The sequence below is a fragment of the Bacillus sp. cl95 genome (assembly GCF_900115925.1).
Lineage (GTDB): Bacteria > Bacillota > Bacilli > Bacillales > Cytobacillaceae > Neobacillus_A.
Genome location: NZ_FOYF01000003.1, coordinates 519681 through 540953, shown reverse-complemented (window position 1 = coordinate 540953; position 21273 = coordinate 519681). Strand labels below are relative to the sequence as shown.

Genomic DNA, 21273 nt, shown 5'->3' with positions numbered 1-21273 from the left:
GGGTGTTGAACATGTGCGATACAGCAGCGGCATTGGAAACACGTCCGTATTCACATCACGATTTTGAAAAAACAGAGTTGACACCAAGTTATAGGGTCGACTTAAGGAACCCCACTTCTAATGGATTAGATCAATTCATAAATGCGAAACTTGTTTATGATTGGTCGCAATTGACTTGGAAGGATATCGGTAAACCATACGAAGTTAAGTCAGTCGCTAAATCGAAAAAGGAATGGGAGCAAACGAATGGGGAAATGTCAGTAAAAACCTCTTGGGAGTTCTTTAATCGTTCATTTCATGAATGGTTTGTCATGGATGTACCTGCAAAAACAATTGAAACAAAACAGCGTATGAAAAAACATCTCTCTCAATTTCATTTTAAAGAAGTAAAAGAAGCGCTTGGTGAGACTATGAGGTTGTCCTTATGGAATTATGCGCATCGTATCGAGGATGGTGTGTGGGATCCAAGAGGAAAACGAGCTCTGTTCCAAGGTTTAGATGTAGAAAAGCCCAGAATCTTGTTTCTTGGAGCAGCAGAAGGATACGAAGCCATGCAACTTTCAGCTATGTATCCTGGCGGCGAGGTCGTTATGGTGGACTATGATGAGTTCTGTAAAACCGACCGTTTCGGTGATTTTCCAGAGAGTTATCCTTTCTTGGGTGTCAGTCGTGCCAGTGGAAGCCCAACAGTATGGTATAAAGACCAAATGAATATCCATTATGTTGTAGATGATATTAGAAATCTTTCTTTTGGAAAAGAATTTGACATTGTCATCAGTGTTGGTCTTCTTGAACATTTCCCTGACGAATATAAGCATGAAGTCATGGATTGGCATCGACGCTTCCTTAAGGAAGGAGGATATGTCATCATGACAACTCCTAGGCACCAATTGAAATCTCGTCTCTTTTACTCGATCATGGCAGATGTCATGAACCATACGTATCGTGAGTTGATGGACATTCGTCAAATGGGACTTTACGTTTATGAAGGTGGATTCGAAATCTTGAGACATGGGTTTATTAAGGTACACAATGGCATTGTTGCCAGACCGCGTTAAATTCATTTTTAAACCTTTCTAGGTGATGTTTGAAACAAGCACCTATCGTGGTATATAAATAGTGCCATCATCTAAGAAAGAGGGTTTACTGAATGAATATACTTTATGATAATGGCCTTTATGAACTTGCCTATGACGATGAAAACTATGAAAACTTACAATTTGTTCGCATGGATACCATTTGTGATGTTACTTATGTAACACTGAAAAATGTCCTGACGGAAGAAATATTAACGTTTGAAAAAGAGAAGATACAAGACCTGAAGAAGAGAACAATGCTCCAAGTTTTTAAGAATCAGCACTTAAATATGGTTGCAGATGAGCACTTATTTTCTATATACTAGGATAAGGTATGAGAAGAAGGAGTGACTCGTAATGATTCATAAGATTTGGGAAGAACGGGAAACTGTAAAAAAAGTAAAGTGCATCCATACAGATGCAACGAAATATATCGTTAACCGTGTTCTTACTGCTGGGCAATTGTATGATGTGAAAAATGAAACAGAAGAGTTCTATTTTATCATCGACAACTCAGGTAAAATCGGCGGCTATTATAAAGACTATTTTCAAGATGCTTAATTTGTAATGCAGAAACTGTCAGTAAAGACTGGCAGTTTTTGTTTTGATTAGGCTTTTTTCGTAAACTTTGTTGTTTTCGAACGCCAAAGTAAAAATCGGCTTCTGGATTTTTACGAATGTTTATAAGTTCTTGTGTCAGGAACTTCTAGAAAAAAGCCCCGAAGCCATAAAGAATTCGGGATGAGAATAGCATTCCTATAAAAACAATCCATGCGAAACAGCCTTTGATTTAAAGATGGGAACAATTAGAACAAGTTACCTAAAGACATTGAAGATTAACGGAGTGTTAGAAATGGTGTATTGGTATGTAGGTATCGGTGGGGTTATTGGAAGTTTACTAAGATATTTAGTGGCAGTATTTTGCACCTCGTGGATGATAGGTGAATTTCCATTCGGGACATTGACTGCAAATTTACTAGGTTCCTTTTTACTCGGCTTTTTGACAATCTTTTTTATGTTTCTGAGCGAGTGGACTGATGGTGTGAAAACAGCTATAACAACAGGGATCATTGGTTCATTTACAACCTTTTCTACATTTAGTGTTGAAATGGTGAAGCTAATTGAAAATGGTCATCTCATTTACGCACTTACATACTTTCTGATCAGTTCTATCGGTGGTTTATTATTAGTAAGTGTAGGTCAAAAACTTGGGTATTATCTTAAGAATAAGCGAGCGGAGGAATTCATTCCATGATGAATTTAGCCATGATTTCAATTGGAGGATTCTTAGGAGCTGTTAGTCGCTTTACGCTTAGCTCTTACGTTAAAAAGAAAAAGCCATCAGCTTTTCCCGTAGGAACACTATTAATAAATTTATTAGGATCTTTTCTGCTTGGAATCTTAGTAGGGATACGTACAGAAGGGTTACTATATTCACTTTTTGGTATTGGTTTTATGGGAGCATTTACGACGTTTTCGACTTTTCAATTAGAAGGTTACCAACTTAAAAAGAAGGAACTTGGGAAATTATTTTATTTATACTTAATTTTGAGCTATGGTGGGGGCCTTCTTCTCGCTTACATGGGAATAATAATGGGAAGAGGAAAATAAAAAGCATCGGAAAAGATTTCCGATGCTTTTTGACTGGTCAACCCTCTAGTGCATTTTCCGTTTTTAATGCCTGCTTGTATAATTTTTGACCAAGCCAAGACTGAATGATGAGGAAGGTTCCACCGACTGCCCAATAAAGAGGCAACGCTGCTGGTGCAGAGAAAGAGAACATTACAATCATAATGGGTGAGAGAAGCCCCATAAATTTCATTTGTTGTTTCTGTTGTTCTGACATGGTAGATTGTGAAACTTTAAATTGCATAAAATAAACGATACCTGCAATGATGGTTATGATGATATCGGAATGACCAAGATTGAACCACAGAAAATTATGAGTGGCAATTTCATGATTATTTCGGATTGCATAATAGAATGCGGTTAGGATCGGCATCTGAATAAGTAGCGGAAGGCAACCCATTGAAAGGGGATTTACTCCATGCTTCTTATACAAGCCCATCATCTGTTGCTGAAGTTCTTGTTGTTTTTTAGGATCCTTTTCCGCTTTTATTTTCTTTTGAATATCATCCATTTCAGGTTTTAAAACATTCATTTTTTCTTTCATTAACATTTGATTTTTATATTGCTTCAACATAAAAGGCAATAAAATCAATCGAATAATTAATGTAATTAGGATAATTGCGAGCCCATAGTTGCCACCGAATAAAGTGGCTGCAAAATGTATCGCGGATGTAAAGGGATCAACCATGTAATGTTGGAAAAATCCATCACTTTTTCCGCCTTGAGACTGACATCCTGTCAGTAATATTGAACTTAATAAAAAGAAGATAACCCCTGTGAATAGTGAACGTTTTGTTTTCATATTTCCTCCTAAAAATCTTGTAGTTAGATAAACACAACTTTGGAGGAAATAGCACTCTCAGGGTCGTCCTGTGAAACTTTAATTTTTTTGCGGATAAATTTAATAATTCTAAGAAGTATTAAGTTAACCGTTGTTAAGTTCTTTTGTTCATAACATTGAGGTGGCTGAATAAGTGACGTGGATTGATCCGAGAATGATTCAATGAAAGAATCACTTAAACTCCATCTCAATAGAAAATTGAACGAAATTCCAAGTAATAAACTAGTATATAACGTCATCATTGTATTGATATCCGTTAATTCAATCATCAGCTCGAACATGTCACTCACCTCTTTTCTATCGATATCCTACATTATAAGCTGAGATTTGTATAATCGCAAAGAAGGGGTAATAACTGATTTTGTCAATAGAATTAACGTATAGCCGAATTTCCAATATATGATTGATGTTTAGTAGGCAATAATAAAGTGAAAGGTAAGCTAAGAAAGGTGAGTGGTTAAGATATTATTATTGAATTTAAGGGAATGGTAGGTGAAGACTTTGCACGAGTATGATTTACATTACATATTTGAATTGATTCTCATATTGATCATGCTGGCAGCTGGAGTAACAGCACTAGCAAAGAAGGTAAAACAACCATATCCTATTGCCCTCGTAATCGTTGGAGCATTAATAGGATTATTCAACGTTCCTATTTTAGAACCAGTAAAATGGTTTATTACTGAAGGAGAAGTCTTTAATTTTGTCATTGTGACATTGTTCTTGCCTGCGCTGTTAGGGGAAGCGGCACTTAAGTTGCCTTTTACACATCTGAGAGAAAACCAAAAACCCATCATGTTTTTGGCATTTGGTGCGACCTTATTATCCTTTATCATTATCGGTTTTTCTGGTTACTTTCTGTTAGAATTATCAATCCCAGTTGCGTTTGTATTCGCGGCACTAATGAGTGCGACTGATCCAGTGAGTGTTCTTTCCATTTTCAAAAGTGTAGGGGTTCAAAAGAGACTTGCCATTGTGATTGAAGGGGAAAGTCTCTTTAATGATGGCTTGGCTGTCGTCCTTTTCAAGATTTCCGCCTTTTATTTACTGATTTATATGGATGCAGGCTGGATCGGATTTGGAATGGGTTTATGGGAATTTGTTAAGGTAATCACATTAGGTTTAATAGTAGGTGGAGCATTAGGTTATGTGTTCTCTCTTTTGACAAGCTTTTTCGATGATTATCCTTTGGAAATTATTTTTAGTATCATTCTTTTTTATGGTTCATTTTTATTGGCTGAAAGTATTCATGCATCCGGTGTTATTGCCGTTGTAACAGCAGCTCTTATCTTGGGGAATTACGGATATAAGATCGGAATGACTCCTACAACAAAGCTCAATATCAATAATTTTTGGGATGTTGCGGCATTATTAAGTAATTCAATCGTGTTTCTCATGGTTGGTCTTGAGATTACTCGAATCAATGTTTTGGATAAGTGGGGAATCATTTTTGCTGCGATCATCATCGTTCTTGTTGCCAGAAGTATAGCCGTCTATATGAGTTTGTACTTTGCTAAGGATTTCCCTGTCTCTTGGAGGCATATTATTAATTGGGGTGGTTTGAAAGGATCGTTGTCAATTGCATTGGTTTTAAGTTTGCCACGAAATTTTGCAGGCAGGGAAGACTTATTAATTCTCGCATTCAGTGTTGTGCTATTTTCATTGCTGGTTCAAGGTTTATCAGTTAAACCATTAATAAAGTTTCTAAAAATAAATCCAAAACCAGAGTCACAAATCGAATACGAAGAAATGCTCGCTCGTTATGAAAGATATTCAAAAGGATTAATGGAAGTAGAAAGGGTGGCTGGACAGCATTTTGTTAGTAAGCCAGTAGCTAAAGATCTCATCAGTGAATACGAGATGGAGAAATCAAAAACGGAAGATGATATGGCGAGGATTCTCGATAGATTGCCACAGTTAAAAGCAGAGCAAAGAAATCATCTGCATTTACATGCACTACATGCGGAACACGAAGCCATTAGCAATTTATTAGCAGAAGATCTAATTTCGGAAGAGACAGGAAATAAGGAGCTCGAATCGATTTATGATAAAATAGTAATACTGAAAAAAGAAGCGGAATAAGAAGAAAGCAGACTTTTGAGAAAAGATTAATCATCTCAAAAGTCTGCTTTTTATTCGGATACAATTTTACATGACTTAGTTAGGAGGGAATATGCAAGCTCTATATTCTCTTCTGTGGGAGGTTCAATATCTTTTAGTGGATACTCGAGCCCAAGAGTTTCCCATTTATAGACTCCTAACTTATGATAAGGCAACACTTCAATCTTTCGCACATTCTTAAGGGTTCCAATAAATTCTCCAAGTTTTTGTAAATCATCTTGATCATCGGTTACAGTAGGGACTAATACATGTCTGATCCACACTGGGACCTGTTTGTTAGATAAATATCGGGCAAATTCAAGAATATGCTCATTTGCCATCCCGGTAAGTCTTATATGCTTTTTGCGATTGATATGTTTCAGGTCTACTAACAACAAATCTGTATATTGAAGAAGTTCATCAAATTGCTCCAAGAAATGGGGTGAATGTGAAAAACATCCGCCAGAAGAATCGATTGTCGTGTGAATGCCTGCTTTTTTACATTCTTTAAACAGTTCAATGAGGAATGGTATTTGCAATAAAGGTTCTCCACCACTTACTGTAATCCCTCCTCCTGATGCTTCAATAAAAGGAAGATAGGAACGCAAATCGTTCATAATGTCAGAAACACTCATTACCTTTCCTTTGCCAATTTCCCACGTATCCGCATTGTGACAGAACTGACATCGGAGGAGACATCCTTGTGTAAAAAGGACATATCGTATCCCAAGTCCATCCACGGTACCGAATGTTTCTATAGAGTGTATGTTTGCGTTCATGTTGACTTCTCCCTTCAATTCAAAAAGAGAGCTTCTTATAAGAAGCGAGAAGCTCTCACCCTATGGTTACATGGATTCATGGAATGTTCGATTGATGACATCCATTTGTTGTTCTCTTGTTAATTTTATAAAGTTAACAGCATAGCCTGAAACGCGAATGGTCAATTGTGGATACAACTCAGGGTGATCCATTGCATCAAGCAAGGTTTCTTTGTTAAAGACGTTCACATTCAAATGGTGGCCTGATTTAATTGCATAACCATCAAGTATGGATACGAGATTGCGAGAACGTGATTCTTCATCTTTTCCAAGTGCATTTGGAACGATGGAGAACGTATTTGATATCCCGTCTAAAGAGTATTGATAAGGAAGCTTCGCTACAGACGAAAGGGAAGCGAGAGTACCTTTTGTATCACGACCATGCATCGGATTGGCGCCAGGGGCAAATGGTTCGCCAGCACGTCTTCCATCAGGTGTGTTTCCCGTTTTCTTTCCATATACGACATTCGAAGTGATCGTTAGAACAGACATAGTATGAAGGGAATTACGGTATGTTTGATGTTTACGTAATTTTTTCATAAATCTTTGTACTAATTCAACTGCGATAAGATCGACTCGGTCGTCATTATTACCGTATTTAGGGAATTCGCCTGTAGTTTCAAAGTCAATGGCAATTCCATTTTCGTCACGGATTACTTTTACTTCTGCAAATTTGATTGCACTTAATGAGTCTGCAACAACACTTAGTCCCGCGATGCCAGTTGCCATCGTACGAAGTATTTCGGAATCATGTAAAGCCATTTCGATTCTTTCATAACTGTATTTGTCATGCATGTAATGGATGATATTTAATGTATTTATATAAAGTTCCGCAAGCCATTCCATCATCTGATCGAACTTCTTCATTACTTCTTCAAAATCCAGAATATCGGAAGTAATAGGAGCAAACTCAGGTCCCACTTGGATCTTCAGTTTTTCGTCAACACCACCGTTAATAGCATAAAGTAATGCTTTTGCAAGGTTTGCACGTGCTCCGAAGAATTGCATTTGCTTGCCAATTTCCATTGCGGAAACGCAACAAGCAATGCCATAATCATCTCCATATTCAGGAAGCATGATATCATCATTTTCATACTGTATTGAACTTGTCTTAATGGACATGTGTGCACAGTATTTCTTGAAGTTTTCTGGAAGCTTGCTAGACCAAAGTACCGTCAAGTTTGGTTCTGGAGCTGGTCCTAAGTTATCTAGCGAATGCAGAAATCTGAAAGAGTTTTTAGTTACAAGCGGGCGGCCGTCCATAGCCATTCCGCCAATAGATTCTGTTACCCATGTAGGGTCTCCACTAAATAATTCATTGTAATCAGGTGTGCGGGCAAATTTTACTAAACGGAGCTTCATGACAAAGTGATCCACAAGTTCTTGGGCTTCGATTTCAGTAAGTACGTTTTCGGAAAGATCACGCTCAATATAAATATCGAGGAAAGTAGAAACGCGGCCTAGACTCATTGCTGCGCCGTTCTGTTCCTTAATGGCAGCAAGATAACCTAAGTAGAGCCATTGGAATGCCTCTCTAGCGTTTTTCGCAGGAGCAGAAATATCAAACCCGTAGCTTACAGCCAACTCTTTCAGTTCCTTAAGTGCTCTGATTTGTTCAGAGATTTCTTCCCGTAGGCGCATTGTATCTTCGGTCATTTTTTTGCTCGTATTTTTTAAGTCAGCTTTCTTTTGTTCGATTAAGAAATCAACGCCATATAGGGCAACACGTCGGTAGTCACCAATGATTCGACCACGGCCATAAGCATCTGGAAGACCTGTGATAATACCCGCTTTACGCGCTAACGCCATTTCTTCTGTGTAAGCATCGAATACGCCTTGATTGTGTGTTTTTCTAAAGTCGGTGAAGATTCTTTCAATTTCACTGCTCATCGTAAATCCATATGATTCACAAGCCGCTTTCGCCATTCTGATCCCGCCAAATGGCTGAAGTGAACGATTGAAAGGTTTATCTGTTTGTACACCTACAACCTTTTCTAAATCTTCGTTTAAATATCCAGGTCCATGAGAAGTAATCGTGGATACTGTCTCAGTATCCATATCTAAGACTCCACCATTTTCGCGTTCAAGCTTAGTTAATTCCATTACTTGATCCCAAAGTAGATTTGTAGCTTCTGTTGCGCCTACTAGGAAAGTATCGTCTCCTTCATATGGAGAAAAATTCTTAAGGATAAAATCTCGAACGTTAATCTCTGATTGCCAAACTCCACTTCTAAAGCCTCTCCAATGTTCCATTTAAATCCACCTCATCGGTTTAAGAATGTATAACAGTTTATCTGCTTTTATCTTACCTTGAGTATAACAGTTGGAATGTGATAAAAATCACTCAAGAGTGGCTGTTTTATGACTGATTTGTTAACATATTGTGAATTAATAAGGTTAGTTTCATTTTTGAATAAAAACAGCAAGACTAAATCGATAATATCCTTTGGGAAAACTGTACTATAAATACTTCGGAAAAAATGGTAACTGTTATATAAAGGTGTGCACAGAATATCCAAAAAAAAGAATCCTGAACAAGTTTATTCAAGATTCTTCTTAAAGTTTTTTTCATGAACTAGTCTACAACGATGTAGGCAATCATTGGCCCACTATGGTCTTTATCAGGATGAAGTTCACAAACAAGTCGATAAACCCCTTCTTTATTGAAAAGGAGTGGAACCTTCGTTTCAGCGCCTCTTTTTACAGTACCTTTAATGTTCGTACCCTCAATGTGGAAGGGATGCTCCATACCATTTACACCATAAATGACGAGGTTAACTTTTTCGTCTTTTTCTACAAAAATGGTTCCTGGATCCCAACGATAAGCCTCAATTTCATTTCCATTTGGCAATTTACCCTTGAATTCTCCTGTTACTAAATGAATTTCCCTAGCATTTTCGGACGGTACGGCATTCGTGACAGGGACGTCAGAACTGTTTTGTAAATACCAAATACCAGCTAATACAAGGCAACAAACAGCCATTAAGAAAATAGTGATGGCCTTCTTTGTCAAAACAAGAAATTGCATAGAAACCCTCCTCGTTTTAAATTGCTAGTCTAGTATATGCAGATGAAGTGGGTGAACTTGTCTATTTTTATTGATTTTTCTGAAACTTAGTTTACAAATATAGAATATATATGAATAATAAACTTGAAGACTATCGGTAGCTGCCTTTCAACAAAGACCATACATACTGCCTGCCATATCATTTAGGAGGTAAAAAATGAAACCGCATACAAAAAGAGTGATTCAGAATTACCATGGTTCCGATCTTCATTCAAAAGGGTGGGTACAAGAAGCGGCAATCAGAATGCTATTGAACAATCTTGATGAAGAAGTAGCGGAAAATCCACAAGATCTTGTCGTATATGGAGGCATCGGTAAAGCGGCAAGGAATTGGGAGTCATTTGATGCAATCATCGCTTCTTTAAAGGAATTGAATAGTGATGAAACCCTGCTTGTTCAATCTGGAAAGCCTGTAGCCATTTTTAAAAGCCATCAAGATGCACCAAGAGTGTTACTGGCGAATTCTAATTTAGTGCCTGCATGGGCAAATTGGGAGACGTTTCATGAGCTAGATCGGAAAGGTTTGATGATGTACGGGCAAATGACAGCAGGTAGCTGGATTTATATCGGAAGTCAAGGCATTGTGCAAGGTACATATGAAACCTTCGCAGAACTTGCCAGACAGCACTATAACGGAAGCTTGAAGCATACCATTACGGTTACAGCAGGATTAGGTGGAATGGGCGGTGCTCAACCACTCGCCGTTACCATGAACGATGGAGTTTGTATTGCAATTGAGGCGGACAAAGAGAAGATTGCACGTAGAATTGAAACAAAATACCTCGATATTATGGCTGATAATTTGGATGAAGCTATTCGTGTTGCAAAAGAGGCGAAATTGAACGGTAAAGCACTGTCGATCGGCTTATTAGGAAATGCGGCTAAAGTTCTACCTGAAATGTTGGAACTTAATTTTATTCCTGAGGTTTTGACTGACCAAACCTCCGCTCATGACCCACTTAATGGTTATATACCAGTTGGGTACTCCATTAAGGAAGCTTCGGTTTTCCGCAATGAAAACCCATCCAATTATGTTAAAGCATCAAAGAAGAGCATGGCCAAACATGTTGATGCGATGCTTGAGTTGCAAAATAGAGGAGCAGTAACATTTGACTATGGCAATAACATTCGTCAAGTAGCAAAAGACGAAGGCGTGGAAAAGGCATTTGATTTCCCAGGCTTTGTACCTGCTTACATTCGTCCGCTTTTCTGTGAAGGAAAAGGGCCATTTAGATGGGTAGCTCTCTCTGGAGATCCTGAAGATATTAGAAAGACAGATGAAGCCATTCTTAGAGAGTTTAAAGACAATGAACACCTATGCAAATGGATTAAGCTTGCTCAAGAACGAATCCAATTCCAAGGGTTGCCATCAAGAATCTGTTGGTTAGGTTACGGTGAGAGGGCAAGATTTGGCAAAATTATCAACGATATGGTTGCAAGCGGTGAACTGAAGGCTCCAATTGTAATTGGTAGAGATCATCTAGATTCAGGGTCTGTAGCCTCTCCAAATCGGGAAACGGAGGCAATGAAGGATGGAAGTGATGCAGTCGCTGATTGGCCAATCCTTAACGCATTAATCAACGCCGTTAATGGAGCGAGTTGGGTATCGGTCCACCATGGCGGTGGGGTAGGAATGGGTTATTCCCTACATGCTGGAATGGTTATTGTTGCAGACGGGACGAAAGAAGCGGAGAACCGTTTAGAGCGCGTCTTAACATCTGATCCAGGAATGGGAATTGTCAGACACGTTGATGCAGGTTATGATTTGGCGATTAAAGCAGCAGAAGACCATGGCATCAAGATTCCGATGAGAAAGTAGGAGGCAGATAATGAAACAGACAGGAAAACCACTATTAATCATAAATTCCTCTCAGCTTATCACGGTGGCAGGGTTTTCTGATTCTCCTGCCGTAAGAGAATCCATGAGTCAATTATCCATCATTTATGAAGGTGCCATTTTTCTTGAAAATGGCATCATTTCTGAATTAGGTACTACTAATGAATTGCTTCAAATACTGAACGATAGGTTAGATGAAATAGAAGTTATTGATGCAACGGGTAAAATTGTCTTGCCAGGATTGGTTGATCCGCACACACATCTTGTTTTCAGCGGTACTCGCGAAGCGGAATTCACGATGAGACTAAAAGGCGCCACCTACATGGAAATCATGAATAATGGTGGAGGCATACATGCCACCACTTCAAAAACAAGGGAAGCTTCTGAAGAAATGCTTTTTGAAGAAAGTAAAAAGCGATTAGAGCGCTTCTTAGAACATGGGGTAACGACTATAGAAGCAAAAAGTGGATACGGGCTTGATTGGGAAACAGAATATAAACAATTAAGAGTTGCCCAATTGCTCAACGAACAGCATCCAGTTGATGTGGTTAGTACCTTTATGGGTGCACATGCAGTTCCAAAAGAATACAAAGAGAATCCCGACGCATATGTAAAGTTAGTATGTGAGGAAATGATTCCAAAAGTGGCCGAAGAAAAGCTAGCAGATTTTAACGATGTTTTCTGTGAGCGGGGGGTTTTCACTCCAGAACAAAGTAGAATTATTTTAGAAGCAGGGAAAAAATATGGTTTAAAACCAAAACTTCATGCAGATGAAATTGAACCTTATGAAGGTGCTGAGTTGGCAGCTGAGCTCAAGGCTGTTTCGGCTGATCATCTTTTAAGAGCATCCGATAGTGGCATCGCTGCCATGGCGGAAGCGGGAGTCATTGGAGTTTTGTTGCCAGGAACGGCTTTCTTTTTAATGACAGAAGCTGCAAAAGGCAGAAAAATGATTGATGCGGGTGTAGCGGTAGCCATCTCTACAGATTGTAACCCTGGTTCTTCTCCAACCGTTTCTACTCCGTTTATCATGAACTTGGCGTGCATGAATATGGGGCTAACTCCGGAAGAAGCCATTACAGCAGTAACAATAAATGCAGCCCATGCTATCGCGAAAAATGAGAGTATCGGAAGTTTGGAAAAAGGGAAAAAAGCAGACGTTGTCATTCTAAATGTACCAAATTATATGCTCCTGCAATATCACTATGGCATGAATCATACCGATATGGTCATAAAGAACGGTGAAATTGTTGTGCGTGAGGGAAAACGATGTTAAATTCGCTCTTAACGCCCCCATCTGTTTATTATCCTGAACCAAAAGCGCAATTTGATTTAAAAGTGAAGGATTGGATTCATCAATACACATGTACGAAAAATGAACTTCTTGGCGAGGAATGGCAAGCCATCTTATTTGGTGTACCTCTTTCGAGATCATCTATAAGCGTGTCTGGAGCATCTGAATTTCCGGAGCACTTTCGCAGGTACTGGAATCAATTTTCAATCTATAACATTGACTATGAAATGGATCTTTCTGAACTAAGAATTCTTGATATAGGCGACGTAAAGATGCACCATACTGACATTGCACAGTCACATTCCAACATTCGGAATGTGATGCAGCAGGTGCTGACTATTTTTAACGGAGCTTTGCCAATTGCGATTGGCGGTGATCATTCGATTACAGCCATGCTTGTAAAAGGGATAAAAGAGATTCATCCGAAAAAGAGAATCGGCATTGTCCAGTTTGATACACATCTAGATTTACGTGACTTAACTGAACATGGACCAACGAACGGAACACCTATTAGAAACCTCATCGAGAGTTCTGTGATAAAGGGACACGATGTGTATAATATTGGCTTGCATGGCTTTTTCAACGCACCATCGTTGATTACTTACGCAAAAGAAAAAGGAGTTAATTACACAACTCTTAAAGAAGCCCGCAAAAAGGGAATAACTCAAACTGTTTCGGCAGCGGTACGGGAGCTAGAGAGTAAAGTGGACGGAATCTATGTAACAATAGATATGGACGTATTAGATATCGGTTTTGCACCAGGTGTTCCAGCTTCAACACCTGGAGGGATGAGGACGGATGAGCTTTTCGAAGCGGTATTTACTGCCGCACAATCGAAAAAGTTAGTTGGCATGGATATTGTTTGTCTTGACCCAACAAGGGACACAGCGGCCTCGCCTACGGTCAAAGCAGGTGTTTACACCTTCCTTACCTTCATAACTGGCCTTTTACAGAACAAATAGAAACTTAAACGTACAATTGCACGATTACGTGAAATTGTGCGTTTTTTCATTTGTTATCTTTTCAGGAGGCTATGTTCCTAAGCTTTGTTGTTTTTGGAACAAGAAAAAGCCGGCATGAGGGATTTTTCTATCCTCATACCACCAGGGAAATTAGCGTTGAGAATTTAGCCTTTCGGGATGTTTTTTATATTAAAAGGGTAAAGGTTTAGGTTCATGGATAAAATAAGTCAGGATAAACCACGCGGATGAACATAATCTTCAATAGAAAGTTGGCAGAGGATGATTTATTTATTTTCTCATAATGACTTGGATGGAATAGGTTGCGGAATATTGGCAAAATTGGCATACAAAGATCGTGTCGAGGTTCGATATAACTCCATCGCAAGGCATGATACTCAAATCCAGCGATTCTTGGAAAAAATGAATAAGAAATCAAGCTTAATCATCACTGACTTAGCAGTAAACGATGAAAATGCCTTAAGAATCACCGAAATGCACAAAAAGGGTCAGGACATCATCTTGATTGACCATCATAAAACCTCGATGAAATTAAATGAATTTCCTTGGGGAAGAGTAAAAGTCGTCCAAGATGATGGGAATTTGACATGTGCAACTTCCTTGCTTTACGAATACTTTCAAGAACAAAACATTTTGAAGCCAACCAAGACCCTTACCGAGTTTGTAGAGCTTGTCCGTCTCTATGATACATGGGAATGGGAGAAACAAGATGTTAAAGAAGCTAAACAACTGAATGATTTATTCTCCATCTATTCTATTGATGAATTTCAAGAACTGATGATGAGTCGGCTGTTACATGAAGAAGGATTCAGTTTTTCCGAATTTGAAGATAAGATACTTAGCATAGAGGAAGAGAAGACACAAAGATATATTAGAAGGAAGAGGCGGGAAATCGTCCAAACCTTTATAAATGATTATTGTGTGGGGGTTGTTCATGCGGATTCTAATCACTCAGAGTTAGGTAATGATCTCGGAAAGACCTTTCAACACTTGGATTATATAGCCATTGTAAACGTTGGAGGAAAGAGAATCAGTTTTAGAACCATACATGATCACATTGATGTTTCAAGTATCGCCGGAGAATACGGCGGTGGGGGTCATGCCAAAGCTTCAGGCTGTTCCATGGACGATGCGGCTTTTAAGAACTTTGTTCAAGATATTTTCCATGAGGACACTTTAATGGCTGATCCAGAACAGAACCAACATAATCTCAAAAAATCTCCTAAAGGAACACTGTTTGAGAATCGTCAAAAAGAACAGTACTTAATTCTTCCATCAGGATCTGAGGAATGGATCATATCAATCAACGGTGAACAAAAACACGAATCTTTTCCAAGCTTTGAAAAAGCTGAAGAATATTTAAAACGTCAGTTCAGTGTATGGTTATCTCGTGATGACTCCTATATAGATTTTATGGCAAAACAAGATATAAGTATAAAACAGAGCTAAACGGTAAAAAAACTGATGACAATAATCATCAGTTTTTTGCGTTTTTTACAACTTTTTTCAATTATATTAAAAAGTAAAGACATCAATAGACTTATTTCATCATTGTGCTAAAATCGTCTTGTAAAGAAAAGTAAAGGACGGACTCTTAACGATGAAATATTTTATTTCCATTTTCAGCATCATTGCGCTTATCACTTATAGCACAACTTTAGTAAAAGCAGAAGAGAAAGACAGTAATAATATTATGTTAACAAGTGAAGCGGCTGTCCTTATGGATGCTGAAACAGGTTCGATTCTTTTTGAAAAGAACTCAGATGCAAAAATGTATCCTGCAAGCTTGACGAAGATCGCAACTGCAATATATGCCATTGAAAAAGGGAAACTTGACGAAAACGTAGTGATAAGTGAAAAGGCTGTAAATACCGAAGGGACAAGTGTTTATTTGGAACCAGGAGAGTTGGTTCCATTAAAGAAACTTGTTCAAGGCATGTTAATCAATTCTGGTAACGATGCTGCAGTTGCCATTGCAGAGTACCTTAATGGGAATGTTGAGGACTTTTCCTTCTCTTTAAATGAATATCTAAAGAATGAAATCGGGGTAGAAAATACTCACTTTACAAATCCAAATGGATTGTTCGGAGAAAATCATTATACAACAGCTAAAGATATGGCCATCATCACCAAATATGCTTTGCAAAATGAAACATTCAGAGAAATTTTCGGAACGAAAGAACTTGTTTGGGATGGTCAGTCGTGGGATACAACCTTGGTTACACATCATAGGTTATTAAAAGGGGAAGTCCCTTTCAAACAGAGAATAACAGGTGGGAAAACGGGTTTCATAGATGAATCAAAACAAACATTAGCAACAACTGCAGAGAATGATGAGATAAACTTGGTTGCTATTGTACTGAAGGCGGATACAAAAAGGAAAATTTATAAAGATACGGTGAAGTTATTAGAATATGGTTTCGCTCATTTTAAAAGCGGAGTGATAAAGGATAACACTATATATAAAAAAAACGGTATCCCTTATCAGGTTTTGGGGGATCAACAAATTACAGAAGAGCTGAATGGAAAGACGAGTAAGACGGTTACTGCTGATGGTGAGTTACAATTGACAACAAACGCAGGGAAAGTTTTACAAACCCTAAAACTAAAAGTAATCAAACCTCCAAAACCGGCAGAAGTGGAAGGTGAATATCAACAAGCTAAGATACTGGCAGACCATTCAATAAATAATATTACAGCATTTATGGGATATTTGTTTATGTGTTTGGCCTTTCTTTTCGTTATCAAGAAAATAAGATTAAGGATGACCAAAACAAGGTAACATCCGAGTAAAAAATTAACCGTCCTGTCGAATACAGGACGGTTAATTTTTTACTAGATTTGTAGCAGCGAGCATGAGAAAGGAAATGAAGATCATTGCTATTACCCATAACCATGCCATCTGCATGTTCCCTGATTCCATGGCTGAATAAATGGCAATTGGAACCGTTTGAGTCTTACCGGGAATATTACCCGCAAACATATAAGTAGCTCCAAACTCGCCTAAAGCCCTTGCAAAACTAAGAATGCCACCACTGATTAAGGATTTCCAAGATAATGGCAGAGTTACTTGAAGGAAAACTTTTGTCGCACTCGCACCATCCACACGGGCAGCTTCTTCAACTTGAGGGTCCACAGATTGAAATCCAACTTTAGCAGATTGATACATTAAAGGGAATGCAACTATGAATGATGCAAGCACCGCGGCCTGAAAAGAGAAAATAATCGGCTCTCCCAAAATAGTTTCAATCAACGGGCTTAAAAAGCTGGAATTTCCAAAAATCATCACTAAAAGAAAACCAATGACTGTTGGTGGAAGCACAATTGGAATCATAAAAAATGATTCTAGAACGGCTTTTCCTTTAAAAGACAAGGTCCCAATAACCTTAGCAAGAATCGTACCTGCCACTAAGACGAATAAAAAAGAAATGATTGCAACTTCTAAAGAAAGATTGATGGGTGTCCAAAATGAGTTCGTTAACATTTCAATCAATCCAATACTTTAAATCCGTATTTTTTGAAAATTTCACTAGCAAAAGCGCTCGTTAAAAAATCATAAAATAAGTTAGCTTCTTTTACATGTTTGGAACTGTTGATTATTCCTGATGGATAGATGATTTGGTCATGAGTTGCAGGATCCGCCTTGGTTATTATCTTAACTTTCTCCGATGATTTCGCTTCAGTCATATAGACGATTCCGGCATCAACATTACCTGTCTCTACATATGTAAGTACTTGGCGTACATCCTTAGCGTAAAGGATTTTCTCTTCAACCTCGTCCCAAATCCCTAACTTCTCAAGAGATTGGCGGGCATACATACCAGCTGGGACAGATTCTGGTGTCCCTATTGCAATCTTCTTAATTGAAGGTGAAGTAAGATCTTCAAATTTATTAAAATTCGCTTTACTTGTCTTATTGCTGATCAAAACTAACTCGTTACTTAATAAATTTTTCTTAGATTGTTTTATTAATAAATCTCTTTTTTCCAATTCGGTAAATTTTTCAGAGGATGCCGATATGAAAATATCAACAGGTGCACCTTGGATGATTTGTTGCTGAAGGGTACCTGAACCAGCTAAATTTAACGAAGTATGGATGTTGGGATGCTTTTTTGTAAATTCCGCTTGAATCTCTGTCAATGCTTCATTAAGGCTTATAGCTGCAGAAATAGTTAGTTCTATAGATTTATCATCGTTTTCTTTATCCCTACTTTTTGTAGAACATGCTGATAACGTAAAAAATAATTGAACACTAACAAATAAAATGAGCAGTTTTTTGAACATTTTCTTTACATCCTTCCAAAACAAACAATTGTTACTCACATGAATTATAACGGAGTAAGAGGGTTCTTAAAAGTAAACTTTTACACAAATTATTAAAATAAATTGAAAGGATAGAGGAAAGCTAAGATTGAAGATGATAGGGCAGGGGGTGTAACGATGTCAAAACGTAAACAAGATCCTTCGACGGCTGGTTTGGGTTCTTCTCAAGTAGAAGGTCAAGGAACAACAACCAATGAGACAGGTACAGTTAGTGCTTCTTCCTCAAGGAAAAAGCAAAAAAGAAGCTAACAATAAGATGAAAAAGGGAATCCACAAATGGATTCCCTCATTTATTTATTGGTACATTGCTGCAATTTGCTTTTGTAAATCCGTGTTTTCAAGGTACTCATCGTAAGTCATTTGCTTATCGACAAGACCAGCAGGAGTCAACTCCATAATACGGTTTGCAACAGTTTGAACAAATTGATGATCGTGTGTTGCGAAGATCATTGAACCTTTGTAAGCCATTAAACCGTTATTTAGTGCTGTAATGGACTCCAAATCCAAGTGGTTCGTTGGCTCGTCTAAAAGCAAGACATTCGATCCACTTAACATCATTTTAGAAAGCATACAACGAACTTTCTCACCACCGGAAAGGACGCTAGCTTTCTTTAATACTTCCTCGCCAGAGAATAGCATTCTTCCTAAGAAACCACGTAAGAAGCTTTCACTCTGATCATTAGGAGAGAATTGACGCAACCAGTCAACAAGGTTTAAATCATTGTTCTCAAAGTACACAGAATTGTCTTTTGGGAAATAAGCCTGGGAAGTTGTAATACCCCATTTATACGTTCCGCTATCTGCTTCTAATTCGCCCATTAAGATCTTAAAGAGAGTAGTCTTAGCAATTTCATTTGATCCTACTAAGGCAATCTTGTCGTCTTTATTCATAATGAAACTGATATTATCTAGCACTTTTACACCATCAACTGTTTTTGTTAAACCTTCAACTCGTAGCAAATCATTTCCGATTTCTCGGTCAGGTGTGAATCCAACATAAGGATAACGACGTGAAGAAGGTCGGATATCATCTAGAGAAATCTTATCAAGCAATTTCTTTCTAGATGTTGCTTGCTTAGATTTAGAAGCATTTGCACTAAATCTAGCGATAAATGCTTGTAATTCTTTGATTTTTTCTTCTTTCTTTTTGTTCGCATCCTGTGTCAAACGTGAAGCGAGTTGACTCGATTCATACCAGAAATCATAGTTACCAACATAAATTTGAATTTTGCTAAAATCTAAATCAGCGATATGAGTACAAACCTTGTTTAGGAAGTGACGGTCATGGGATACAACAATGACTGTATTCTCAAAATTGATCAGGAATTCTTCCAACCATTGAATCGCTTTGATATCCAAGTGGTTAGTAGGCTCATCCAGCAACAGAACATCAGGTTTTCCGAATAATGCTTGTGCAAGCAAGACTTTTACTTTATCTCCACCAGAAAGTTCTTCCATCTTTTTAGTGTGAAGATCTTCTTCAATTCCTAAACCTTTTAGTAGGATTGCAGCCTCTGACTCTGCTTCCCAACCGTTCAATTCGGCGAATTCGCCTTCAAGTTCAGCAGCTTTCATTCCATCCTCATCAGTAAAATCGGCTTTCATGTAAATAGCGTCTTTTTCCTGCATAACTTCATAAAGGCGGGTATGGCCCATGATGACAACCTTCATGACTTCTTCTTGTTCATATTCAAAATGGTTCTGTTTTAGGACTGCCATACGTTCGTTTGGACCCAAATGGACAGAACCGCTTTGGGCTTCGATTTCTCCAGATAGGATCTTTAAGAACGTCGATTTGCCAGCTCCGTTTGCTCCGATTAATCCATAGCAGTTACCAGGAGTGAATTTAATATTTACATCTTCAAATAATTTTCTTTCACCATATCTTAAACCTACATTACTTACAGTAATCATGATAAAATCCTCCAAAATCAAAATATCTAAAGAATTATATCATTTATTATACAAAACTGCCATCTATGGTAAATCTCATAAAATTCAAAAAAAGGTTTTATAGACAATTTTTTGGGAATCAATGAATTAAGCGAAAATTTCCGGGAGAATTTTTTAATAATTTTTTTGATTTTCACACTTTATTCATACTTTTCATGTAAAATATGAATAAGAACGTTGGATAAAAGAAGGTGGATTCATGGCCAAAAAACATCTATCTGATTTAGTCTCCAAACTAAAAGAAGCAGGTATCAAAGCCAGTTTAACAAAACCAAAGTCAAACTACTTGTTGCCTTTACAACAAATGAAGAAGATGCCATCATCTGTGAATTAAGCTGAATAAAATAAAAGAAGCGACCTTTACAGGTTGCTTCTTTTATTTGAATTAATCCAATTCGTTCAATATTTTATCGTATACATCGTTTTTGTTAAAATCCTCACCCATAGGGAATTTTGCAATGTATTTGTTGTTCTGATCAATAAGGAAAGTAAAAGTGCTGTGTACATAAAAACCGTTTCCAGGGTCGCGATACTGGAATTTAAATGTATCAGCTATTTTCTGCACATCGCGTAATTCTTCTTTCATCTTCTCTTTGTCCCCAGTTAGAAAGATCCAGTTACCGTCGTCTTCAATCTCAAAAGAATTCATATAAGTCCTTAATACTTCAGGAGTGTCACGATAAGGGTCAATGCTCACGGTTACAAATTGAACCTTATTTCCAAATAGACCTGCTTTCTGTAAGTCGGCTTTAAGATCATTCATTTTTTGGGTCGTTGTTGGGCAAATATCGGGGCAATGGGTATAGATAAATTCAATAAGCTTAACAGTTTTCTTATTTTGACTAAACTGATATTCTTCATTATTTTGATTAATTAACGTAATATCATTCGGAATTTGAGCTGAAGCATCTCTAATCAAAAAGAAAGATATGCCTCCTAAGATTCCGATAATGACGATCGAACTGCAAATGATATAAATGTTTTTCAAAATAAACGCCTCCCCTTATAAAGATAAATAAAAAAGTAAATAAAAGAAATGGATATAATGTGAACATAGCCCAAATCTTAAAAAAGTTTTCGATGGTAATTACAAAAATACCCTTCTAATTAATTGACTATTCAGGACTTTCATCATAAGATAAGGATGGAAAGAAAATTTATGATAGTAAGGAAGTATGTTGTATGTTAGGTGCCGTTCTTAACTAATCCAGCTAATTGGATAATGCATTTCATCACCGCTTTGTGAATCGACAGTGATTCATAACGCCTATTTTTTCATGGGTGAGAAATGTAGTTAAGAACAACAGCCATCCTAACGTATACTTTCAACGTTCCAGATGCTGTGTACACTTGTA

General features: G+C 37.7%; 22 protein-coding genes. 13 read left to right on the top strand and 9 right to left on the bottom strand.

Annotated features, from left to right (window positions below; translation table 11 throughout):
- The first annotated feature begins 11 nt into the window (after window positions 1-11).
- The 5 genes from BMZ31_RS11675 to BMZ31_RS11655 all read left to right on the top strand — a co-directional run bounded on the left by BMZ31_RS11675 (window position 12) and on the right by BMZ31_RS11655 (window position 2687).
- Window positions 12-1058 carry a class I SAM-dependent methyltransferase gene (locus BMZ31_RS11675; protein ID WP_090831910.1) on the top strand — a complete coding sequence of 349 codons (1047 nt, stop codon included), beginning with the start codon at window positions 12-14 and terminating at the stop codon, window positions 1056-1058.
- 92 nt (window positions 1059-1150) lie between these two features.
- Window positions 1151-1402: a hypothetical protein gene (locus BMZ31_RS11670; protein WP_090831909.1), complete on the top strand. Its 252-nt coding sequence runs from the start codon at window positions 1151-1153 to the stop codon at window positions 1400-1402.
- Window positions 1403-1433: 31 nt separating this feature from the next.
- Entirely contained in the window at window positions 1434-1637 is a 204-nt protein-coding gene (locus tag BMZ31_RS11665) for a DUF6501 family protein (RefSeq protein WP_090831908.1), read from the top strand.
- 235 nt (window positions 1638-1872) lie between these two features.
- Window positions 1873-2331 (top strand): fluoride efflux transporter CrcB, encoded by a 459-nt coding sequence (gene crcB, locus BMZ31_RS11660; RefSeq protein WP_254778766.1) that lies wholly within the window; start codon window positions 1873-1875, stop codon window positions 2329-2331.
- Window positions 2331-2687 carry a fluoride efflux transporter FluC gene (locus BMZ31_RS11655; protein ID WP_090832021.1) on the top strand — a complete coding sequence of 119 codons (357 nt, stop codon included), beginning with the start codon at window positions 2331-2333 and terminating at the stop codon, window positions 2685-2687. The genes crcB and BMZ31_RS11655 overlap by 1 nt, the downstream gene beginning before the upstream one ends.
- A gap of 37 nt (window positions 2688-2724) precedes the next feature.
- Here BMZ31_RS11655 and yidC read toward each other — a convergent pair whose 3' ends face one another.
- Window positions 2725-3507, bottom strand: coding sequence for a membrane protein insertase YidC (gene yidC, locus BMZ31_RS11650; protein WP_090831906.1), 783 nt, complete (start codon window positions 3505-3507; stop codon window positions 2725-2727).
- A gap of 23 nt (window positions 3508-3530) precedes the next feature.
- The gene (locus BMZ31_RS11645; RefSeq protein WP_139206608.1) at window positions 3531-3815 is read right to left on the bottom strand and encodes a hypothetical protein; all 285 of its coding nucleotides are present in this window, start codon (window positions 3813-3815) and stop codon (window positions 3531-3533) included.
- A gap of 223 nt (window positions 3816-4038) precedes the next feature.
- Here BMZ31_RS11645 and BMZ31_RS11640 point away from each other — a divergent pair, with 223 nt between their 5' ends.
- Window positions 4039-5628 (top strand): Na+/H+ antiporter, encoded by a 1590-nt coding sequence (locus BMZ31_RS11640; protein WP_368086642.1) that lies wholly within the window; start codon window positions 4039-4041, stop codon window positions 5626-5628.
- A gap of 50 nt (window positions 5629-5678) precedes the next feature.
- Here the strand turns inward: BMZ31_RS11640 and pflA are convergent, their stop codons facing one another.
- The 3 genes from pflA to BMZ31_RS11625 all read right to left on the bottom strand — a co-directional run bounded on the left by pflA (window position 5679) and on the right by BMZ31_RS11625 (window position 9492).
- The gene (pflA, locus tag BMZ31_RS11635; protein ID WP_090831904.1) at window positions 5679-6425 is read right to left on the bottom strand and encodes a pyruvate formate-lyase-activating protein; all 747 of its coding nucleotides are present in this window, start codon (window positions 6423-6425) and stop codon (window positions 5679-5681) included.
- A gap of 66 nt (window positions 6426-6491) precedes the next feature.
- Window positions 6492-8717 carry a formate C-acetyltransferase gene (gene pflB, locus BMZ31_RS11630; RefSeq protein WP_090831903.1) on the bottom strand — a complete coding sequence of 742 codons (2226 nt, stop codon included), beginning with the start codon at window positions 8715-8717 and terminating at the stop codon, window positions 6492-6494.
- A gap of 322 nt (window positions 8718-9039) precedes the next feature.
- On the bottom strand, window positions 9040-9492 hold the full coding sequence (locus BMZ31_RS11625; protein ID WP_090831902.1) for a cupredoxin domain-containing protein: 453 nt from the start codon (window positions 9490-9492) through the stop codon (window positions 9040-9042).
- Window positions 9493-9688: 196 nt separating this feature from the next.
- On the opposite strand from BMZ31_RS11625, the gene hutU reads away from it, so the two are divergent.
- The 5 genes from hutU (at window position 9689) to BMZ31_RS11600 (ending at window position 16424) form a co-directional block, all read left to right on the top strand.
- Window positions 9689-11350, top strand: a complete 1662-nt coding sequence (gene hutU / locus BMZ31_RS11620) for a urocanate hydratase (RefSeq protein ID WP_090831901.1) — start codon at window positions 9689-9691, stop codon at window positions 11348-11350.
- Between the two features lie 10 nt (window positions 11351-11360).
- Entirely contained in the window at window positions 11361-12644 is a 1284-nt protein-coding gene (hutI, locus tag BMZ31_RS11615) for an imidazolonepropionase (protein WP_090831900.1), read from the top strand.
- A complete protein-coding gene (locus BMZ31_RS11610; RefSeq protein WP_090831899.1) occupies window positions 12638-13624 on the top strand; it encodes an agmatinase family protein in 987 nt (328 codons plus the stop codon). Before hutI ends, BMZ31_RS11610 begins: the two co-directional genes overlap by 7 nt.
- A 279-nt stretch (window positions 13625-13903) precedes the next feature.
- Entirely contained in the window at window positions 13904-15091 is a 1188-nt protein-coding gene (locus BMZ31_RS11605) for a DHH family phosphoesterase (protein ID WP_090831898.1), read from the top strand.
- Window positions 15092-15242: 151 nt separating this feature from the next.
- On the top strand, window positions 15243-16424 hold the full coding sequence (locus BMZ31_RS11600; RefSeq protein WP_090831897.1) for a D-alanyl-D-alanine carboxypeptidase family protein: 1182 nt from the start codon (window positions 15243-15245) through the stop codon (window positions 16422-16424).
- 42 nt (window positions 16425-16466) lie between these two features.
- On the opposite strand, the gene modB is transcribed toward BMZ31_RS11600, so the two are convergent.
- Window positions 16467-17126 (bottom strand): molybdate ABC transporter permease subunit, encoded by a 660-nt coding sequence (gene modB / locus BMZ31_RS11595; RefSeq protein WP_090831896.1) that lies wholly within the window; start codon window positions 17124-17126, stop codon window positions 16467-16469.
- A gap of 5 nt (window positions 17127-17131) precedes the next feature.
- Window positions 17132-17926: a molybdate ABC transporter substrate-binding protein gene (gene modA, locus BMZ31_RS11590; protein WP_090831895.1), complete on the bottom strand. Its 795-nt coding sequence runs from the start codon at window positions 17924-17926 to the stop codon at window positions 17132-17134.
- A gap of 156 nt (window positions 17927-18082) precedes the next feature.
- Here modA and BMZ31_RS11585 point away from each other — a divergent pair, with 156 nt between their 5' ends.
- Window positions 18083-18214 (top strand): YuzL family protein, encoded by a 132-nt coding sequence (locus BMZ31_RS11585; protein ID WP_090831894.1) that lies wholly within the window; start codon window positions 18083-18085, stop codon window positions 18212-18214.
- Between the two features lie 45 nt (window positions 18215-18259).
- On the opposite strand, the gene BMZ31_RS11580 is transcribed toward BMZ31_RS11585, so the two are convergent.
- The gene (locus BMZ31_RS11580; RefSeq protein ID WP_090831893.1) at window positions 18260-19879 is read right to left on the bottom strand and encodes an ABC-F family ATP-binding cassette domain-containing protein; all 1620 of its coding nucleotides are present in this window, start codon (window positions 19877-19879) and stop codon (window positions 18260-18262) included.
- Between the two features lie 238 nt (window positions 19880-20117).
- Here BMZ31_RS11580 and BMZ31_RS20935 point away from each other — a divergent pair, with 238 nt between their 5' ends.
- Complete coding sequence (locus tag BMZ31_RS20935; RefSeq protein ID WP_302846846.1) at window positions 20118-20252, top strand: hypothetical protein; 135 nt, start codon at window positions 20118-20120, stop codon at window positions 20250-20252.
- Window positions 20253-20303: 51 nt separating this feature from the next.
- Here the strand turns inward: BMZ31_RS20935 and BMZ31_RS11575 are convergent, their stop codons facing one another.
- A complete protein-coding gene (locus tag BMZ31_RS11575) occupies window positions 20304-20906 on the bottom strand; it encodes an SCO family protein (RefSeq protein WP_090831892.1) in 603 nt (200 codons plus the stop codon).
- Between the last annotated feature and the right edge of the window lie 367 nt (window positions 20907-21273).

What these genes read in the sequence shown, in the direction of transcription:
- BMZ31_RS11675 (WP_090831910.1), top strand. Translation starts at nt 12, where the DNA reads ATGTGCGATACAGCAGCGGCATTGGAAACACGTCCGTATTCACATCAC.
- BMZ31_RS11670 (WP_090831909.1), top strand. Translation starts at nt 1,151, where the DNA reads ATGAATATACTTTATGATAATGGCCTTTATGAACTTGCCTATGACGAT.
- BMZ31_RS11665 (WP_090831908.1), top strand. Translation starts at nt 1,434, where the DNA reads ATGATTCATAAGATTTGGGAAGAACGGGAAACTGTAAAAAAAGTAAAG.
- crcB (WP_254778766.1), top strand. Translation starts at nt 1,873, where the DNA reads ATGGGAACAATTAGAACAAGTTACCTAAAGACATTGAAGATTAACGGA.
- BMZ31_RS11655 (WP_090832021.1), top strand. Translation starts at nt 2,331, where the DNA reads ATGAATTTAGCCATGATTTCAATTGGAGGATTCTTAGGAGCTGTTAGT.
- yidC (WP_090831906.1), bottom strand. Translation starts at nt 3,507, where the DNA reads ATGAAAACAAAACGTTCACTATTCACAGGGGTTATCTTCTTTTTATTA.
- BMZ31_RS11645 (WP_139206608.1), bottom strand. Translation starts at nt 3,815, where the DNA reads ATGATTGAATTAACGGATATCAATACAATGATGACGTTATATACTAGT.
- pflA (WP_090831904.1), bottom strand. Translation starts at nt 6,425, where the DNA reads ATGAACGCAAACATACACTCTATAGAAACATTCGGTACCGTGGATGGA.
- pflB (WP_090831903.1), bottom strand. Translation starts at nt 8,717, where the DNA reads ATGGAACATTGGAGAGGCTTTAGAAGTGGAGTTTGGCAATCAGAGATT.
- BMZ31_RS11625 (WP_090831902.1), bottom strand. Translation starts at nt 9,492, where the DNA reads ATGCAATTTCTTGTTTTGACAAAGAAGGCCATCACTATTTTCTTAATG.
- hutU (WP_090831901.1), top strand. Translation starts at nt 9,689, where the DNA reads ATGAAACCGCATACAAAAAGAGTGATTCAGAATTACCATGGTTCCGAT.
- hutI (WP_090831900.1), top strand. Translation starts at nt 11,361, where the DNA reads ATGAAACAGACAGGAAAACCACTATTAATCATAAATTCCTCTCAGCTT.
- BMZ31_RS11610 (WP_090831899.1), top strand. Translation starts at nt 12,638, where the DNA reads ATGTTAAATTCGCTCTTAACGCCCCCATCTGTTTATTATCCTGAACCA.
- BMZ31_RS11605 (WP_090831898.1), top strand. Translation starts at nt 13,904, where the DNA reads ATGATTTATTTATTTTCTCATAATGACTTGGATGGAATAGGTTGCGGA.
- BMZ31_RS11600 (WP_090831897.1), top strand. Translation starts at nt 15,243, where the DNA reads ATGAAATATTTTATTTCCATTTTCAGCATCATTGCGCTTATCACTTAT.
- modB (WP_090831896.1), bottom strand. Translation starts at nt 17,126, where the DNA reads ATGTTAACGAACTCATTTTGGACACCCATCAATCTTTCTTTAGAAGTT.
- modA (WP_090831895.1), bottom strand. Translation starts at nt 17,926, where the DNA reads ATGTTCAAAAAACTGCTCATTTTATTTGTTAGTGTTCAATTATTTTTT.
- BMZ31_RS11585 (WP_090831894.1), top strand. Translation starts at nt 18,083, where the DNA reads ATGTCAAAACGTAAACAAGATCCTTCGACGGCTGGTTTGGGTTCTTCT.
- BMZ31_RS11580 (WP_090831893.1), bottom strand. Translation starts at nt 19,879, where the DNA reads ATGATTACTGTAAGTAATGTAGGTTTAAGATATGGTGAAAGAAAATTA.
- BMZ31_RS20935 (WP_302846846.1), top strand. Translation starts at nt 20,118, where the DNA reads ATGGCCAAAAAACATCTATCTGATTTAGTCTCCAAACTAAAAGAAGCA.